This is a genomic window from Exiguobacterium sp. s34, assembly GCF_018617435.1.
GTDB classification, from domain to species: Bacteria; Bacillota; Bacilli; order Exiguobacteriales; family Exiguobacteriaceae; genus Exiguobacterium; species Exiguobacterium aestuarii.
In genome coordinates, this window is record NZ_JACSKE010000005.1 from 1 (window position 1) to 17899 (window position 17899).

The 17899-nt window shown below is 45.8% G+C and carries 16 protein-coding genes; 4 read left to right on the forward strand and 12 right to left on the reverse strand.

Going from position 1 to position 17899, the window contains the following annotated elements:
• The first annotated feature begins 189 nt into the window (after nucleotides 1-189).
• From KNO87_RS11145 to KNO87_RS11155, 3 genes are all read left to right on the forward strand, one after another.
• Nucleotides 190-1719: a Ppx/GppA family phosphatase gene (locus tag KNO87_RS11145; protein WP_214795742.1), complete on the forward strand. Its 1530-nt coding sequence runs from the start codon at nucleotides 190-192 to the stop codon at nucleotides 1717-1719.
• Between the two features lie 2 nt (nucleotides 1720-1721).
• Entirely contained in the window at nucleotides 1722-3887 is a 2166-nt protein-coding gene (locus tag KNO87_RS11150) for an RNA degradosome polyphosphate kinase (protein ID WP_214795740.1), read from the forward strand.
• Between the two features lie 93 nt (nucleotides 3888-3980).
• A complete protein-coding gene (locus tag KNO87_RS11155; protein WP_012726630.1) occupies nucleotides 3981-4151 on the forward strand; it encodes a DUF1427 family protein in 171 nt (56 codons plus the stop codon).
• Nucleotides 4152-4179: 28 nt separating this feature from the next.
• Here the strand turns inward: KNO87_RS11155 and KNO87_RS11160 are convergent, their stop codons facing one another.
• The 5 genes from KNO87_RS11160 to KNO87_RS11180 form a co-directional block, all read right to left on the reverse strand.
• Nucleotides 4180-4749, reverse strand: coding sequence for a hypothetical protein (locus KNO87_RS11160; RefSeq protein ID WP_214795738.1), 570 nt, complete (start codon nucleotides 4747-4749; stop codon nucleotides 4180-4182).
• A gap of 3 nt (nucleotides 4750-4752) precedes the next feature.
• Nucleotides 4753-5655 (reverse strand): deoxyribonuclease IV, encoded by a 903-nt coding sequence (locus KNO87_RS11165; RefSeq protein ID WP_214789810.1) that lies wholly within the window; start codon nucleotides 5653-5655, stop codon nucleotides 4753-4755.
• 81 nt (nucleotides 5656-5736) lie between these two features.
• The gene (locus tag KNO87_RS11170; RefSeq protein ID WP_214787439.1) at nucleotides 5737-7080 is read right to left on the reverse strand and encodes a DEAD/DEAH box helicase; all 1344 of its coding nucleotides are present in this window, start codon (nucleotides 7078-7080) and stop codon (nucleotides 5737-5739) included.
• 61 nt (nucleotides 7081-7141) lie between these two features.
• Entirely contained in the window at nucleotides 7142-8080 is a 939-nt protein-coding gene (locus tag KNO87_RS11175; protein ID WP_214795736.1) for a sugar ABC transporter substrate-binding protein, read from the reverse strand.
• Entirely contained in the window at nucleotides 8077-9831 is a 1755-nt protein-coding gene (locus KNO87_RS11180) for a sensor histidine kinase (protein WP_251126579.1), read from the reverse strand. The genes KNO87_RS11175 and KNO87_RS11180 overlap by 4 nt, the downstream gene beginning before the upstream one ends.
• 129 nt (nucleotides 9832-9960) lie before the next feature.
• Between KNO87_RS11180 and KNO87_RS11185 the strand changes: the two genes are divergently transcribed.
• Complete coding sequence (locus KNO87_RS11185) at nucleotides 9961-10914, forward strand: 4-hydroxy-3-methylbut-2-enyl diphosphate reductase (RefSeq protein WP_214795732.1); 954 nt, start codon at nucleotides 9961-9963, stop codon at nucleotides 10912-10914.
• Between the two features lie 41 nt (nucleotides 10915-10955).
• Here the strand turns inward: KNO87_RS11185 and KNO87_RS11190 are convergent, their stop codons facing one another.
• The 7 genes from KNO87_RS11190 to ccpN form a co-directional block, all read right to left on the reverse strand.
• A complete protein-coding gene (locus KNO87_RS11190; RefSeq protein ID WP_214795730.1) occupies nucleotides 10956-12068 on the reverse strand; it encodes a Nif3-like dinuclear metal center hexameric protein in 1113 nt (370 codons plus the stop codon).
• Complete coding sequence (locus KNO87_RS11195; RefSeq protein WP_214795728.1) at nucleotides 12068-12784, reverse strand: tRNA (adenine(22)-N(1))-methyltransferase; 717 nt, start codon at nucleotides 12782-12784, stop codon at nucleotides 12068-12070. Before KNO87_RS11195 ends, KNO87_RS11190 begins: the two co-directional genes overlap by 1 nt.
• Before the next feature lie 96 nt (nucleotides 12785-12880).
• Entirely contained in the window at nucleotides 12881-13219 is a 339-nt protein-coding gene (gene cccA, locus KNO87_RS11200) for a cytochrome c550 (protein WP_012726639.1), read from the reverse strand.
• A 132-nt stretch (nucleotides 13220-13351) separates the two neighbouring features.
• A complete protein-coding gene (rpoD, locus tag KNO87_RS11205; RefSeq protein WP_012726640.1) occupies nucleotides 13352-14446 on the reverse strand; it encodes an RNA polymerase sigma factor RpoD in 1095 nt (364 codons plus the stop codon).
• Between the two features lie 35 nt (nucleotides 14447-14481).
• Nucleotides 14482-16293 carry a DNA primase gene (gene dnaG, locus KNO87_RS11210; RefSeq protein ID WP_214795726.1) on the reverse strand — a complete coding sequence of 604 codons (1812 nt, stop codon included), beginning with the start codon at nucleotides 16291-16293 and terminating at the stop codon, nucleotides 14482-14484.
• A gap of 127 nt (nucleotides 16294-16420) precedes the next feature.
• Nucleotides 16421-17263, reverse strand: coding sequence for a pyruvate, water dikinase regulatory protein (locus KNO87_RS11215; protein WP_214787425.1), 843 nt, complete (start codon nucleotides 17261-17263; stop codon nucleotides 16421-16423).
• On the reverse strand, nucleotides 17250-17879 hold the full coding sequence (ccpN, locus tag KNO87_RS11220; protein ID WP_012726643.1) for a transcriptional regulator CcpN: 630 nt from the start codon (nucleotides 17877-17879) through the stop codon (nucleotides 17250-17252). Before ccpN ends, KNO87_RS11215 begins: the two co-directional genes overlap by 14 nt.
• Nucleotides 17880-17899: the final 20 nt, after the last annotated feature.

Here is a 17899-nt window from a genome sequence, read left to right on the forward strand (position 1 = left end):
TGTTCGTCATATCTGTCACAGGGGGAAAAGTTTTTTGGACCGGGCGATTCATCTCCAACCTACGCTGGGCTTCGCCCCGAGACGCTTAGAGGAGGGAGAATTCTCGCCTGATTTAGTTAAAATTCACGTAAATCATATGTTCGTCCAAAACCTTGTCGATTACACTAAGAATATGAAGGGGATGTTTTTATGGAAAAGAAACTTGCAGTCATTGACATTGGGTCCAACTCGATCCGGAATGTCATCTTTGAAGTCAATGAGGAAGGACAATATTTCGAGCGCTTAAACGTGAAAGAAGTTGCTCGTTTATCTAGTCATATAAGTGATTCGAATGAAATGACAGATGACGGAATCGCTGCTTTGATCGATACGCTACGTCATTTTAAAGAATTGAATGATTATCATACTGTTACCGATGTACTTCCTGTCGCGACAGCCGCCATCCGTAACGCGAACAATTCGGATGACATCTTACAGCAGGTGAAAAACGCCACTGGTATGACGATTCGCTTACTAAGTGATTATGAAGAAGCATTCTATGGGTACTCTGCGATTGTCAATTCGACGTATGTTGAAGATGGTTACTCCGTCGATATCGGTGGAGGATCAATGGAGGTCACCTATTTCCAGAACCGTGAACTCGTCTTTTATCATAGCTTCCCGTTTGGAGCCGTCACCTTGACGAAAGAGTTCATGAAAGACGATACAATGACGAAAGACGAACGTAAAGCTTTGACCTCATACTTAAAGAAAGCTTTTAAAGAAATCGAGTGGCTAGAACCACATGGTGTCCCACTTGTCGGCGTCGGAGGGACGGCCCGTAACTTAGTTCGTGTCGAACAGACCATGTCGAACTTTCCACTTGAAGGAATCCATCAGTATACAATCTCATCCGATCAACTCGAGGAAGTCATTGACGAACTTGTAAGCATGTCGAGCAAACAACTCGGACGACTCGATGGACTTTCAAAAGATCGCGTGGATATCATCTCCCCAGCTGTCACAGCGATTGGTGAACTTGCGAAATATTTGAAGGTGCCCGAATTCACGATGAGTAACAATGGACTTCGTGAAGGGTTGTTCTATGAGAACTATTTACACGAGCACGATAAAGTCCGGTTTGCAGATGTAAAAGAAGAAAGTTTTCGTCATTTTGAAAAACAATACGATGTAAATCCGACCCGCCATCAACATTTGATTCGATTGGCTCGTCAGCTATATACCGGACTCATCGAAGAGAAGGCCATCAAGCCGAAACCGTTCGAACCTGGTCTCCTTGAAGGTGCTTGCCGACTTGCCTATATTGGCGAATATATCGACCATAATAATAAGAGCGACCACACATTCCATTTGATCACGACGAATGACTTCAAAGGATTGAATAATGAAGACCGGCTCGCACTAGCGCTCGTCACGTCATTTAAATCAAAACGCGTGTTAGAACAACATATCGAGGCATTCCCTAAGTGGTTTGACCAAAAATTATTAAAGAGTCTTGAGCTGCTCGGTTCGATTGTCAAACTCGTCGATGCCCTCGATTTGACAGAGCGACAAATCGTCTCCGATGTTCATGTGTCTAGCTCGAAGGATGGTCTCACAATCTCGCTTGATACGAACGAGTCTGCTCGATTTGAGTTACAGCGCAGCACACGACACAAAAAACATTTAGAGCGCGCCATTGATCAATCGATTGAAATCGTCATGAACGAGGAGGAGTAAGCATGTCCGAATATACGTATGAACATTTCAATAATCGTGAACTTAGCTGGCTCGACTTCAACGAGCGTGTCCTCGAGGAAGCGATGGATGAGCGAAACCCTTTGATGGAACGACTGAAGTTTCTAGCAATCTTCAGTTCCAACCTCGACGAATTTTATATGGTTCGTGTCGGAGGACTAAAAGATGAGGTGCTCGCAGGGTTTAACCGTCCGGAAGACAAGACAGGACTCACTCCGAAGCAACAGATTAAAGCCATCTCGATGCGTGCTCAAGAACTTGTTGAGACACAATACGCGACTTACAAGAAAATCACGAAGCAGTTATCGAGTCAAAACGTACGATTTTTACGTCCAAAACATTTGAATAAGGCGCAACAAGAATTCGTCAAAGAATATTTTCGGACACACGTCTTCCCGGTTTTAACGCCGATTGCGGTCGATGCCTATCGTCCCTTCCCGATGCTATTATCAAAATCATTGAATATTGCCGTTGAAATCGCTTCGAATGACGAAGGAAAGAAACGACTCGCCCTCGTTCAAGTTCCCTCTGTCCTTCCTCGTTATCTTGAACTACCTACCGATGACGAGGAGCACACCGATTTGATTTTGCTCGAAGATATCATTATTCAATTTATCGATTCCCTATTTAAAGGGTTTGTCGTCGAATCGACGATGCCGTTCCGAATCACCCGAAATGCTGATATGCCTTTTCATGAGGAGGGCAGTCGGGATGTCTTGAAGCAAATCGAAAAAGAACTGAAAAAACGACGCTATGGGGTCGCCATCCGACTCGAAGTGCAACAGCGTTCGTTACGAAAAGAGCTGTTATTCATGCTTCAGGACGTTCTTGATTTGCATGACCGTGACATTTTTATTGTCGATGGTCCGATTGACCTGACCTTCCTGTTTAGCATATATAGTCAAATCGGGATGGAATATGACGACATGATCAATGAGACGTTGATTCCGTTCATCCCGGAAGGTCTCGAATCCGGAAAAGATTTATTCCAAAGCATCGCAAAACAAGACTATTTGCTTCATCATCCTTATCACTCGTTCGATCCGATTGTACGCTTCATCGTCCAAGCCGCGAAAGATCCAAACGTATTGGCGATTAAACAGACGCTTTACCGAGTTTCTGGAGACTCTCCGATTATCAAGGCATTGACCGATGCGGCCGAAAGCGGCAAACAGGTCACCGTCCTCGTTGAGCTGAAAGCACGATTTGACGAAGAAAAAAATATTCAATGGGCTAAACAACTTGAAAAAGCAGGTGCCCACGTCATATACGGTTACAAAGAACTAAAAACTCATTCGAAGATCACACTCGTCGTTCGCATCTTAGAAGGTGGCGTCTTGCAGCGGTTCATTCATCTTGGTACGGGCAACTATAATGACTCTACGGCTAAACTGTATACAGATATCGGGCTCCTGACTACAAATGAGGAGCTTGCCGAGGATGCCACAAACTTTTTCAACTGGCTATCCGGTTATGGAGAACGACCTTCCTGGCACCAATTCGAGACATCTCCTGACGATATGAAAGACTTCTTCCTCAACAAAATCGAAGAGGAAATCAAACTACACGAGAAATATGGGAACGGTAGAATTGTTGCGAAGATGAACTCGATTACAGATCGGGCCATCATCACAAAATTGTATGACGCTTCGTCCGCAGGTGTGAAAATCGACTTGATCATCCGAGGAATCTGTTGCTTACGACCGGGTATCAAAGGTGTTTCTGAAAATATTCGGGTCATCTCGATTATCGATCGGTATCTCGAACATTCCCGCATCTTTTATTTCTATCAAAATGGCAAAGAAGACTTATATTGTTCTTCTGCAGACTGGATGACGCGTAACATGAAGAAGCGAATCGAGATTCTCTTCCCAATCCTCAATGCATCACATAAAACGTACATCAAAGATATGATGGCACTGCAACTTGTCGATAACGTGAAGGCAAGGAGACAGCGTTCCGACGGTCGTTATGTATACGTGAAACGGGAGAACAATGAAGAAGAGATTCAATCTCAAATCATCATTCATCAATATACGGGAGGACGCTGGAACAACATTCCTAGCGTATTCGAACGTGAACCTTCAAATTGGGCTGAGCGCGAAGTTTTACGACTCCGAGCCGAAAATGAGAAAATGACAGATGACTGATGTTAGACTTCTCAAAAAGAGAAAGTCATTGTATAATAAATGCGGTTCAGTCATTATAAAGCGCTTTCATTAGAAGATACGGAGGAATAATACATGCAAGAGATTCTATTATCATTACTCGCCGGCCTAATTTGTGGTGCCATCTTCACTGCACTCAAGTTGCCACTACCGGCCCCACCGGTATTACCAGGTGTCGTCGGAATCTTCGGGGTTTTCCTCGGGATGAAAGTATATCAATTTGCCGTGGCGAACTGGCCATTCTAAAAAATCGATGCCTCTCGGCATCGTTTTTTTAGTCTAACGTATGAATCGCTTTATGACAGGTTGGACAAACCCAAATCCCGTGGTCATCTTGCAGATGATACTCCATCAGTTTCGAAGCATCGTTTCCATATCGTTCGAAAAGATTGATCTCACAAACCGAGCATGTTGTCACCGGAGCGTACGGGGCCACGAGCTTTTCCCGAAACAAATGCGCCTCATACGTCTCTTTTGTCCATTTCGATGCGGGCACGTGATTCCCGTCTACCCATTTCTGATGAATCGACTCGTACGGTTCATCTGCCTCATACATACCTACTTTTAAAAGAGGATGGTGAAAATGAAGTTGGATTAAGTCGACTAAGCTATACCTCGCCAACCCTTCCTCCTCAACGACGAGCCAATAGGGATCGTCAGGTTGCTCAATCATCTCCTCTAACAATACTTCTGCCTCTGCCACGATCCCATGTCCCATCACTTCGATGAATGCGGTCGGTGTCGTCACCGTCCCTTTCACATAGACTGGACTTTGTTCTAAGAAATAAGTCGGGAATGCACTCCAGACATCATATCGATTCGGGTCAATCTGCAGGATCGTCATCGCTTATTGATATGAAAGCGTGAAGCGTTCACGCCACTCTGCATCAAATTGATTCGCACGGAACATTTCGATTTCTTGTTTGTATGGTGCCACTTTCGTTTTTTCATTCACAGGAATATATGGCGTCTCTAAAATTTTAGGAAGATGCGCAAACGCCTCATGGTGAATGATTCGATTTAGCGTATCGAATCCAATTTCTCCGTACCCGATATTTTCATGTCGGTCTTTTCTCGCACCACGTACATTTTTCGAATCATTCACATGAATGACACCTAGACGATCGAGTCCGACGATCCGATCAAATTCTTCGATGACACCGTCCAAATCACCGACCAAGTCATATCCTGCGTCATGTACGTGACACGTATCGAAACAGACAGAGAGTCGGTCATTGTGTGTCACACCGTCAATGATTGTCGCAAGTTCTTCAAACGTCTTTCCGAGTTCGCTCCCTTTCCCAGCCATCGTCTCAAGGGCAATCTTAACTTGTTCATCACCCGTCAACACTTCATTGAGTCCTTCAATGATGCGAGCGAGACCAATCTCTTCCCCTGCACCGACATGTGCGCCTGGATGAAGGACGACATGACGCGCCACTTGGAGCGCCTCAGCACGCTTCAATTCTTGTGTCAAAAAGGAAACGGCTAATTCGAACGTTTCAGGCTTTGTCGTATTTCCGAGGTTAATGATATAAGGTGCATGAACAACAATCTCTTCGATGTCATGAGCAGCCATATGGGTAAGTGCGGCCTCGATATTCAAGTCCTCAATTGGCTTTCGACGCGTGTTTTGAGGCGCTCCCGTGTATACCATCATCGTGTTCGCTCCATATGAAACGGCCTCTTCGCTACCTGCAAGTAGCATCTTCTTACCTGATACCGAAACGTGTGAACCTATTTTTAACATCATCATCTTCCCTTCATAAGCTTCTGTCTTTAGTTTACACAAAAAGAAGAACCGACTCCAAGAAGTCGATTCTTCAAACGATTAACGCTTGTTTTTCTTACGAGCGGCACGACGATCCGAGCGTTGCTGTTGCATATGCTCGCGTGAAGCCGTCTCTTTTAACTTATACTTAAATTTCTTCTTATAGCCAGGTTTCACTTTTTTCTTCGCCTTCTTGATTTCTCCGGCCATACGACTATGTGCCGTATGCGAGACTTTCATCTTCCGGTCTGTCTGGCGACGACGACGTGTTTTGATTGGTTGAATCGAACCGTTCCGAACATCGACGTGTGTGAATTCAAAGCCACGCTCTTCGAGTCGGTTGATTGGTCCATTCTCATGGTCCTCATATAACGTGTAAGCTTCACCTGACGCACCTGCACGACCGGTACGACCGACACGGTGCGTGTAGAAGTCAAGGTCTTTCGGGATCCCGTGGTTGATGACATGAGAAACTCCTGAAATGTCGATCCCACGAGCTGCCAAGTCCGTCGCGATGACGTATTGATACTTCGCGTCGTTAATATCTTTGATTGCCTGTTTACGGCGACGTGCTTGCATGTCCCCGTGTAACGTACCGACATTCAGACCTGCTTCACGGAATGATGTCTCCAATTCATCCGCTTCTTGTTTCGTATTCGTGAATACGAGACAAACGAATGGGTTGATGGCTTTCGCAATTTCGACGGTCAATTCCTTGCGGTCACGGTGACGTACCGGAATGACATGGTGTTTGATTTTTGGTGCGACACGATGCTCAACACTAGCTTCTGCAAAACGTGGATCGTGCAAGTATTTCTTCAAGAACGGCTCGAGTTTCTCAGGGATTGTCGCTGAGAAGACCATCGTTTGAAGTTTTTCCGGGAGTGACTGCGCAATGCGGTCAACTTCCGGCAAGAATCCCATATCGAGCATTTGGTCGGCTTCATCGACAACGAAATGCGTCACTTTATGTGGGAACAACGCTTGTGCTTTCATCAAGTCAAGGATTCGTCCCGGTGTTCCGATGATGAGTTGTGGTGGATTTTTCATCTTATCGATTTGACGTTCGCGGTCTGTTCCTCCGACAATCAAACTTGATTTGATATAATCCGGATTCTTAATGAGGATTGATTTTAATTCTTCGTGAATCTGCCATGCAAGTTCACGTGTCGGTGCGACAACGATGGCTTGGACAGATGCTTCTTCTGGGTTGATTGCTTCTACAATCGGTAATAGGAACGCGAGTGTTTTCCCTGTTCCAGTTTGTGATTTCCCAATAATATCTCGACCATTTTGTGCAGCCGGAATAATCCGTGCTTGTATATCGGTCGGTTTCGTGATGCGTTTTTCTGTTAACGCATCGACTATAAACGGTAGCAATTTGAACTGTTGGAAGCTGTTCAATCGATACACCTCCTGTTTCTTTCCACTTTTCCTAGCATAGCGGAATCAAATCATTTGTCAATCAATCTTTTGCCACACCTTCATATAAATAACTCGATGAATAATAGTGCTTGGCAATTTTCTTTCCATTTAAATGTTGTTCGAGCGCTTTGAAGCCCACTTCCATCATCTCGTTCGGTGACTGCACGACAGTCGCGTTGACTTTCCCATTCTGAATCAGTGGATAAATATCAGAAATGCCATCCACCGATACGATTGTCTTGTCTGTTAAGTCATGACTTTCTAAAGCACGAACGACACCGAACGTATTATCGTCATTGTGCGAAAAGACGGCGTCAAACGGGATGTCTTCTTCTAACCAACGTGACATCTCAATCTCTGCCTGAAACGTATCATAGTTTCCGGTGATGGAGGCGATAATTTGGAATTGATCAGCATTCGCTTTTTCGAACTCTCGAATTCCAAGACTCCGATCCATCGTAGATCGAACTTTCGGTGTTCCCCTGACTTCTACTACACGAATCGGTCGATCGAGGTCACTATATTTCGCGGCAATTTGTTCCGCTGCCATCCGACCGATATCGACATTGTCAGAGACAACCGAAGTCAACACACTCGGATGATCAATCATCCGGTCAATCGCAATGATCGGGATGTTTTCTCGCTTCGCACGTTCTAACGACGGTTGGATGAACGTGTCATCGAGCGTCGTCAAGAAGATGGCCTCGACGCCCCGATCAATCAAAGAGTCCAATTTTTCTTTTTCTAACACGCGAGAGTCTTCACTCGTCGTTGGAATCGGGATAAATCCCTTTTGGTTGGCCGTATGAACAAATGAATCCAACAACTTGTTCGCGTGCTCATGTTTATCGCTGACAAATACGAACCCGACCTCTTTTTCATCTGTCTTTTGCTCCGGTAATTGAATGGATGTGATCAGAAGGATTATCATGGCCCAAACGATTGGTAACCAAATCCAATAATGTTTGAGTTTTTTCATGATGGATCTCTCCTTGGAATTTTAATCAACATCGCCGTCCCTTTGTTGACGACGCTATCGACCTCCATCGATCCGTTTACACTCTTCAAATACTCTTTGATCATATAGATCCCTAGACCGTTGCCGTTATCTTTCGTCGTATTGAATGCAGATCCAATCGTCTTGAGTTGTTCTTCTGTCATCCCGATTCCGTTATCTTCAATCAAGAACCGATATTCCTGCTCCGTAAAGAGGACGGTCACGACAACACTTCCCTCTGCGCCCTTCGACTCGACTGCCTCGACCGCATTTTTGAACAGGTTATAGATGATTTGAACGAGCATATCAAAAGAAGCATAGAATGGAGGCATATCATTCGGAACGAGTAATTCCCATTTGGTCGCTCGCTTATAGCATTCGGCGTCCATTAAGAATTCGAGTCGTTTCGCAAAGTCTAACATATCAATCCATTCTTCGTCTTTTCCTGCCTGATCCGGCTTGGCGAGCGTCAGCATCGTCGAGATTAAATCGTTTGCCCGCTCCAACTCTTTAATGGCGACATCCACCATGTCTTTATTGCTTTGCCCTTCTCGCGCCATCTGTAAAGTGATGTGCACCGGTGTGAGGGGATTTCGAATCTCATGGGCAATCCCTGCCGCCAATTGACCGAGTGATGCTAGTTTCTCCTGATGCAAGATCAACTGTTGCTGGCTCAACTGCTCACGCCTTGATGTTTCCATTCGCTGTGCATAGTCGTTATACGTATCGAGTAACGTCTCTACTTCTTTTGAACCGGTTCGCTCTAGGGAGATGGTTCCGAGTGATTGTTGCTTCTTAATATGATTGACAAGTTCCACGAGCGGATTGGTCAATGTTCGTGAGAGCAACAATCCGACAAGGATGCTCAAGAAGAAAGTGACAAGTGCAATCATCAAGTATTGCCAGCGAGTATCGTAGACCGTCTCATACACGGAATCGTTCTGATGTTTCGCAAGCATGCTCCACCCACTGACTCGGGCATCTGGCTCATACATTAACGTATCTTCTTCCGTGCTTAAAATCGTACGTGTACTCCGCCCTAACACATCGTCAATGACTTCACGTGACACTCGGCGTTCTGCATCTGTGACCAAATTGAACGAAGTCGTCAACACTTCTCCTTGTTCGTCCAACAAATAAAGAATCATGTCATCATTCGCGGATTCGAGCGATCGACGGTATAAGTCAGAGTTGAGCACACTGATACTTCCACCAAAAATACCGACCGGTCGGTTATCTTCAATGACAGGAACGTATAAGAACGTCCCCATGTCGCCGCTAATCATGATCGGGTCACTCATATATAGCTCTTTCCCACTCGCCGTCAACACTTCTTTAAACTTTGGATCACGTTTAATGACAGATGAAGAGACTTGACGCTCGGAATACCATTTAAACGAGTTCTTATTGACGTCATAATAGAAAATCGAAGTAAAACTTGTCCGTTGATTCAAATAGCCTGTTCGAATCCGTTCCTCAATCCACGGCTCGTTTCCGACGTAAGCTCCTAGGTAAACCAAATCTTCATACAGTTTTCCAAGTCGGGACTCGACATTTTCAATGCTATCGTCAATCGCGTAGTCAAACTGCTCTTTTGCGAGCTCTTCTGCACGAGACACCGTGACGCGATCAGCAGAAAAGGCAAGTGACGAGATGACAAGTGCTAGAATAATGATGATGATGAAAGTGATTTGGAAAAAATATGATTTTCTAAGTTCACGCAACTGTTTCATTCGATTCACGATGTCCCTCCTTTCTAACCTAAAAATTATAGCATGAATACACGCAAATCTTTTCGTATTTTCGAAACAATGTTAGACTAATACGTATGAAAGCACTTCGAAAGGAGCCTTCGTCTTCATATGAAAGTTAAAAAAATTAGTCCACGCGGATATTGCTATGGTGTCGTTGATGCCATGAAACTCGCAAATGAGGCGGTTGCAAATCCCGATTTGCCACGCCCGATTCATATACTTGGAATGATCGTTCATAACCGTCACGTCACACAGGCGTTCGAAGATCTCGGTGTCAAAACGGTTGACGGGGAGGACCGGATGCAGGCGCTTGAAACCATCGATCGCGGAACGGTCGTTTTCACAGCGCATGGGATTTCCCCACTCGTCCGCAAACGTGCCATTGAAAAAGGATTGACGATTGTCGATGCCTCTTGTCCTGACGTACTCGTCACACACGACTTGATTCGTGAAAAGACGGCAGAAGGATATGATGTCATCTATATTGGAAAACACGGGCATCCAGAACCAGAGGGTGCGATCGGTGTCGCACCCGACCATGTTCATTTAATTCAATATGAACATGAAATCGATCAGTTACCGAGTCGTTTATTCGACCGGAAAATTCTTGTGACAAACCAGACGACGATGAGTCAATGGGACGTCTCCACACTGATCGAGACAATCCAAGCCCGCTATCCGCACGTTGAAGTGCATAACGAAATTTGTAATGCGACTCAAGTCCGCCAAGAAGCCGTCGCCGAACAAGCGGGTGACTGTGAATTGTTGATCGTCGTCGGAGATCCAAAATCAAATAACTCGAATCGCTTGGCACAAGTCTCAAAAGAGATTGCCGGCACAAATGCATATCGTATCGGCGATTTGAGCGAGCTTGATTTGAACTGGCTAGAGGGCGTCGAGACCGTCGCTGTGACATCTGGTGCCTCTACACCGACACCAATCACGAAGAAGGTCATCGACTTCTTGTCACAGTACGACCCAGACGATTTGAGCACACATGATAAAACACCATATCTCGAACTTCGCAGTATCTTACCGAAAGTAAAAGCATTGCGTAAGTGAAGGAATCCCCCATTCTCTCAGAGGATGGGGGATTTATCGTTTTATTTAAATTGGAACGGGTTCGTGTTCGCTTCGGAAATGATCAAATCGACATCGATTTTCGCTTTCTGAAACTTCTCTGCGAGCACATCGACAACGCCTTGCTTCATCACGCTCTCAACGTGATGGCCCGGGTCTACGACCGCGAGTCCTAACGCCATCGCATCATGAGCTACATGGAAGTATAAATCACCTGTCACGTAGGCATCTGCACCTTTGAAGTGCGCAGCGGAAACATATTTGTTTCCGTCCCCTCCAAGGACGGCCACTTTTTCAATCAAGCGCTTCGAATCTCCGACGAAACGCACACCTTCCACGCCAAAGCTCGTCTTCACATGTTCGGCAAACTCTTCAAGTGTTAAAGCCTGTCCAAGTTTACCAATGCGCCCTAGACCGTAGACATGCCCTTCAATCTCATCTCGAATCAAGTCGTAAGCCACTTCTTCGTACGGGTGAACATCTTTCATCGCTCTTAAGACTCGTTTCTTCTGACTTTCGCGAACGACCGTCTCAATTCTCACCTCGTTCACTTGTTCCGTCTCATTTGGTGTGCCTATGAACGGTGTCGTCCCTTCGAGCGGCGTGAATTGCCCCGTACCAGCCACACGGAACTGACAATCCGCATAGTCTCCGATATGTCCGGCACCTGCTTTGCCTAATGCACGGGAAACGTCTTCTGCGTGTGTTTCCGGAACGAATACAGTTAGTTTATAAACCGGTTCCTCATACGTCGGCACGAGTACTTTCGTATCGTGTAACCCTATTGCCTCGCTCATCCAATCGTTCACACCGCCCACACAGACATCTAAATTCGTGTGTGCTACATATACCGCAATGTCATGCTGAATACATTTCATCGTGATTTTCCCTGCCGTGGAGCGATCGTTGACTTGAGATAACGGGCTAAAGATAGGCGGATGATGTGCAATGATCAAGTCCACTTCTTTCTCGATCGCTTCGTCTACGACCGATTCAAGCACATCGAGCGTCACCATGACCCGTTTGACCTCTTTGTTCAGCGATCCGATTTGCAAGCCGATTTTATCACCTTCGACAGCTAAGTGTTTTGGCGCAAACTCTTCAAACAACTGAATCACTTGATTGCCGTTCGCCATTACTGACTCACCTCTCTCATTTTGTCACGCATCCGTTTGAATTCGACCTGTTTTTGAACTAACGCCTCTGATTGAATGCCATCTGCCATTTGACCGAGTACGTATTCGAGCTTATCCGCTTCACGACTCCATTTCAGTTTGAACGGTTCAGGGCGTTCCTGAATCAAATATGGGCCGAACAACAGTTGCCAAGTCCGCTCATTTAGATCGTCACTGTAAATCGTCTCAGTCCCTTTTTCGCCGACGAGAATCTCATATACCTTATCATTTTCTTCGACAATCGCTTCTTCAACGAGAACGTAACCATTCTCAAGCAACCAGCTTCGAACGTGTTGTCCATCGACATTCGGTTGAAGAATAAGACGCTCGACTGCACCGAGCTTCTCTTTTCCAGACTCCAGAATCGAACGAATCAAACTGCCTCCCATCCCACAAATCGAGATACAAGTCGCTTCGTCTTCTTGAAGCACGGCGAGACCATCGCCTAGTCGCACATCGATGACTTCTCGTGCTCCAATCAAATCTACTTGCGCTTTTGCGGCCTCCATTGGACCGACATTTACTTCACCTGCAATCCCCTTTGAAATGATTCCTTGTTGAAGGGCATAACATGGTACATATGCGTGATCTGATCCGATATCGGCGAGCACACTTCCTTTAGGAATATAATCGACAACCTGCTTCAAGCGGCGGTCTAAGATGACACGTTCTTGCATGTAAGACAACTCCTTTGTTCTACTTCTTCCTTAGCGTATCGAATTCTCTAGACTTCGACAACAAAAAACGCACCCCGTTACGGAGTGCGCCATCTCTTATTGTTCAATCAACCAGTTTGCAAGCACTTCTGCTTCTTCAGCTGAAGCAAGTCCTGCAGGCATCGCACCTTGTCCGTTGACAATGATGTTTGCGATTTCTTCTGGTGAAAGACGATCGCCAACACCAGTAAGTGCTGGACCAACGCCACCTTCAAGGTTTCCGCCGTGGCAACCTGTGCAACCCTTCGCTGCATATAACTCTTCTGGGTTCATTTCAGTGACTGCTGGACCTTCAGCCGCTTGTTGCGCCTGATTCACACCAAAATACGATAATGATACCATGGCAATAATTGCGACGATTGCGATTGCCGCAAACGGTAACAATGGATTACGCATTGTAGTTCCCCCTCATGTTCATTCCAAATTTCTATCCAACACTATTTTACTCAAAAAATAATAAAGAAGGAAGGAAAATCACTCATTTTCCTTCCTTTCTTCTAAAACTTCACACTTTATTCAAATATGAAATCAATCGAGGAAGTCTTTCAAGCGTTTGGAACGACTCGGGTGACGTAATTTACGAAGAGCTTTCGCTTCGATTTGACGAATTCGCTCACGCGTGACGCCGAACACTTTACCGACTTCTTCAAGTGTACGGGTACGACCATCGTCTAAACCGAAACGAAGACGAAGAACGTTTTCTTCACGGTCCGTCAACGTATCGAGAACATCTTCTAACTGTTCTTTCAATAACTCATAAGCTGCCGCATCTTGTGGGGCCATCGCATCTTGGTCTTCAATGAAGTCACCGAGATGTGAATCGTCTTCTTCCCCAATCGGTGTCTCGAGCGATACCGGTTCTTGCGCGATTTTTAGAATCTCACGTACTTTTTCAGGTGTGAGTTCCATCTCTTTCGCAATTTCTTCTGGAGACGGTTCGCGACCGAGATCTTGGAGCAATTGACGTTGGACACGAATCAATTTGTTGATTGTTTCAACCATGTGGACAGGAATCCGGATGGTACGGGCTTGGTCAGCAATCGCGCGTGTGATTGCTTGACGAATCCACCATGTCGCATAAGTCGAGAATTTGAACCCTTTCATATAGTCGAATTTCTCGACTGCTTTGATGAGGCCCATGTTCCCTTCTTGAATCAAATCAAGGAAGAGCATTCCACGACCGACGTAACGTTTCGCAATCGAAACGACGAGACGTAAGTTCGCTTCTGCAAGACGTTTTTTCGCCTCTTCGTCTCCTTGCTCGATTCGTTTCGCAAGCTCCGTCTCATCTTTTGCACTGAGAAGGTCGACACGTCCAATTTCTTTTAAATACATTCGAACCGGGTCGTTAATTTTAATGCCAGGTGGTACCGATAAGTCGTTTAAGTCGACTTCTTCATCTTCTTTTTTCGCAGGTGTTTCCTCTGCGTCAGCTGCGTCCTCTGTGACACGAATATCTTTTGCTTCTAAATCCTCGATGAAGTTATCAATGAAATCCGAGTCCACCTCAAAATGACTGAGGCGATCTTGAATCGCTTGCATTGAGACGACGCCTTTTTTCTTACCTAACTTTTCGAGCTCTTCTATGGCGTTAAATAAATCCTCTTTCTTCTTCTCTGCCATCTAGCAGTTCAACTCCTTCCAAACTTCATCCACGTTCATCGTTCTCGTAGACGACGACTACGGGCAATCAATTCTTGTAGCTTGGACGCCTGGTCAACAATACTTTCGGCGTCTTGTGCGATTTCCCTTTTTGCACGCTCGATTTGACGTTGCTCCTCATAACTGTTTATGACCCGAATATATTCGTCTAAAACATCTTCAGACAGTTCATCCGGTCCAGCCATCAGTCGAATCTCCGCAAAGCGCATCGCATAATCGGGACGCTGGTCGCAGTAACGCTCCATAAATGGCGGCGTCACTTGGTCAAACTCGTCTTGTGTCATCGTCTCAGAGACGATTTCATACAATGCCGAGCCTAACATACGATGTATTTCGTCTTGATAACGAAGCCCTAGACGGTCACGCACGAATCGAACTTGTTCCGGTCCAGTCAACATGGCACGCAACAAATATTTCTCTGCTTTCATCCAGCGCGGTTCACCTGTTTTACTCGAACGCTTTCGTACGGGTTCAGCAGGTTCCATCGTACGGACTGGTGTTGATTCGCTTGACGTCGGACGAGGGATTCTCGAACGAAGGGTCTCAAGCGGAATCTCAAATTCATCCGACAATTTTTTCACGTATAAATCTCTTCGAATCGAATCATTCGTCTTACCAATCTCTTCAAGCATAGATTCAATAAAACGAATCCGTTCTCCTTCTCGATTCAAGTTTTTTCCTCGTCTGAGCATACGATTCATGAAATCCAGAACACTCAACTGCTCAGTCTCGACAAACTGTTGCCAGTGCGTTGCCCCATGTTGACGAATATAATCATCTGGGTCCGTCTTCTCCGGTAATGGCAAAATTTGTACATCAAGAGGTGATGACTCTAATAAGCGAATGACTTTTTGAGTCGCCTCTTGTCCTGCATGGTCTCCGTCATAACAGATGATGACTTCTTCCACGATGCGAGACAATGCTCTTGCATGTTGTGGAGAGAACGCGGTACCAAGTGATGCCACGACTTCTTGTATACCCGCTTGTGCGACTTGTAAGACATCTACGTTACCTTCTACGAGGAAGACTCGCTTTTTCTTTCGCATCGTTGCACGGGCTTGTGAGAAGCCAAATAGCAATTCGCTCTTGTTGAATAACGGTGTTTCCGCCGTATTCACGTATTTTGGTTGTCGGTCATCAATCGCACGTCCGCTGAAGCCAACAATGGTGCCGTCTCGATCCGCAATCGGAAAGACGACCCGACCTTCAAATCGGTCAAAATATTCACCGGATTTTGACTTTGAAATCAAACCTGCCTCAACCATCACTTCTAAATCAAACCCACGCCGCTCCAACAACTCGACAGTAAAGCGCCGTTGGTCTGGGGCAAATCCAATCCGATATTGCGCAATCGTCTCTTCCGTTAAATCACGATTTCGCAAATACGTTAATCCCACTTCGCCAGCTTCTGTCTTCATCAAGACTTCATGGTACAAGTCAGCGACAAGTCGGTGCGCATCCCGCATCTGTTTGCGCCATACTTGTTCACGCGTTAGTTCTTCGTCCCCTTGTATGCCGTCTACTGAAATGTTCGCACGCGTTGCTAAGCGTTCGACTGTCTCAGGAAAAGACAACCCTTCGGTCTCCATCACGAACGTAAACACGTTCCCTCCGGCTCCGCAGCCGAAGCAGTGATACATCCCTTTTTCAGGTGAAACGGAAAAAGACGGTGAATTTTCGGAATGGAAAGGACATAACCCGACAAGTCGATGTCCTTGTTTCTTTAATTCGACACGCTCGCCAATCAATTCTACGATATCGGTCGCTTGCTTCACTTCTGCGATGACTTCATCTGGTATCCGTGGCATCTTGACCACTCCCTGTTTCCAATCTCGCAACGAAACGGAACGCTGATCACGTTCCGTTTCACTGTACTGTCAATACTCTATTATACCCTCTCAAAGCAACGATTACTAATTGAAACACTTATTCAAATTAGTCATCTTTTGATTGCTCGAGATGACGCAAAATAATACCCGCCGTCTCTTCGACCGCCTTATTCGTCACGTCGATGACTTCACAACCGATTCGCTCATAAATGCCACGAGCATATTCAAGCTCTCGATTGATTCGTTCGAGTTGAGCATAGTCCGCTTCTGGCTTCAAACCGAGTGACTTGAGTCGCTCCATCCGAATCGAAATCAACTTCTCTGGTGAGATGATCAATCCGACACATCGCTCTGCCGGCAAATCAAACAACTCCTCAGGCGGTCGTGATTCTGGAACGAGTGGAACGTTGGCAACCTTGTATCGTTTTAATGCTAAATATTGGGATAATGGCGTCTTAGACGTTCGCGAGACACCGACAAGTACGATGTCGGCTTTTTTAAGCCCACGCGGGTCCCGACCGTCATCATACTTGACCGCAAATTCCATGGCCTCGATTTTGCGGAAGTAATCATCATCTAATCGATAGATGAGTCCCGGTTTTTCACGCGGGGCCTCTTTCAATTGTCCCGATAACACATCAAGTAAATCACCGAGCAGGTCGACCGTCTTGACTTGGTGTTCTTCCCCGAGTCTCATGAGAAGAGCCCGATGCTCTTCGTTGACGAGCGTGAATGCAATGAGCGCCTGTTGCGCTTTCGCTTGTGTGACAACATCGATAATCGTCTGCTCATCCTCAACGAATGGGATGCGGAGCGTTTCGATTGCATTCTCATGGAATTGGATACTCGCTGCACGGACGACAAGTTCACACGTCTCCCCGACCGAATCACTTACAACAAATACGAGTTGTTTCGTAGTCAAATCGGTTTCCTCCTCAAATCGACTCATCGTTCGCTAACGCAATGAGCACCTTCGTCATGTTCGTCTTCGTCATTCGACCAAGAACAATTAGTTTCCCGTCCTTCTCTTCAACGACCGGCATCGCATCGATTTGCTTTTCAATCAATTTCATGCCCGCACGGATTAATGTCTCGGTTTTCTCGCATACTGTGATGTTCGGCATACGTGTCATGATGACATTGACAGGTAATTGATCCAAGTCTTGGTTCCCGATTGCAGCACGGAGTAAGTCTTTACGAGACAATACTCCCACTAGTTCCCGGTCACGTCCGACAACGAACAGTGAGCCCACATCTTCTAAAAATAACGTGACAATCGCATCATATACCGTCATCTCATCTCGTACGACTTTTGCAGAGGACATGAAGTCCCCTACAGTCAACGAGTCTAACTTTTCACGGAGCATCGACGAATTCCGTTTGCCAACGAACGTGTAGCCGACGCGAGGTCTAGCTTCAAGTATTCCTGTCATCGTCAAAATTGCAAGGTCTGGACGCAAGGTCGCACGAGTGAGCGATAATTCCTGGGCGATTTGTTCCCCTGTAATCGGTCCATTCTCTTTTACAATCTCGACGATTTTTTGTTGGCGTTCATTCAGTTGCATAGCCAACCCCCTCTAGTTTG

Bases quoted from the DNA above. Each gene is read 5' to 3' on its own strand.
- KNO87_RS11155 (WP_012726630.1), top strand. From the start codon at position 3,981: ATGCAAGAGATTCTATTATCATTACTCGCCGGCCTAATTTGTGGTGCC.
- KNO87_RS11145 (WP_214795742.1), top strand. From the start codon at position 190: ATGGAAAAGAAACTTGCAGTCATTGACATTGGGTCCAACTCGATCCGG.
- KNO87_RS11160 (WP_214795738.1), bottom strand. From the start codon at position 4,749: ATGACGATCCTGCAGATTGACCCGAATCGATATGATGTCTGGAGTGCA.
- KNO87_RS11185 (WP_214795732.1), top strand. From the start codon at position 9,961: ATGAAAGTTAAAAAAATTAGTCCACGCGGATATTGCTATGGTGTCGTT.
- KNO87_RS11180 (WP_251126579.1), bottom strand. From the start codon at position 9,831: ATGAAACAGTTGCGTGAACTTAGAAAATCATATTTTTTCCAAATCACT.
- KNO87_RS11190 (WP_214795730.1), bottom strand. From the start codon at position 12,068: ATGGCGAACGGCAATCAAGTGATTCAGTTGTTTGAAGAGTTTGCGCCA.
- KNO87_RS11175 (WP_214795736.1), bottom strand. From the start codon at position 8,080: ATGAAAAAACTCAAACATTATTGGATTTGGTTACCAATCGTTTGGGCC.
- KNO87_RS11215 (WP_214787425.1), bottom strand. From the start codon at position 17,263: ATGAGTCGATTTGAGGAGGAAACCGATTTGACTACGAAACAACTCGTA.
- KNO87_RS11150 (WP_214795740.1), top strand. From the start codon at position 1,722: ATGTCCGAATATACGTATGAACATTTCAATAATCGTGAACTTAGCTGG.
- cccA (WP_012726639.1), bottom strand. From the start codon at position 13,219: ATGCGTAATCCATTGTTACCGTTTGCGGCAATCGCAATCGTCGCAATT.
- dnaG (WP_214795726.1), bottom strand. From the start codon at position 16,293: ATGCCACGGATACCAGATGAAGTCATCGCAGAAGTGAAGCAAGCGACC.
- KNO87_RS11165 (WP_214789810.1), bottom strand. From the start codon at position 5,655: ATGTTAAAAATAGGTTCACACGTTTCGGTATCAGGTAAGAAGATGCTA.
- KNO87_RS11195 (WP_214795728.1), bottom strand. From the start codon at position 12,784: ATGCAAGAACGTGTCATCTTAGACCGCCGCTTGAAGCAGGTTGTCGAT.
- ccpN (WP_012726643.1), bottom strand. From the start codon at position 17,879: ATGCAACTGAATGAACGCCAACAAAAAATCGTCGAGATTGTAAAAGAG.
- rpoD (WP_012726640.1), bottom strand. From the start codon at position 14,446: ATGGCAGAGAAGAAGAAAGAGGATTTATTTAACGCCATAGAAGAGCTC.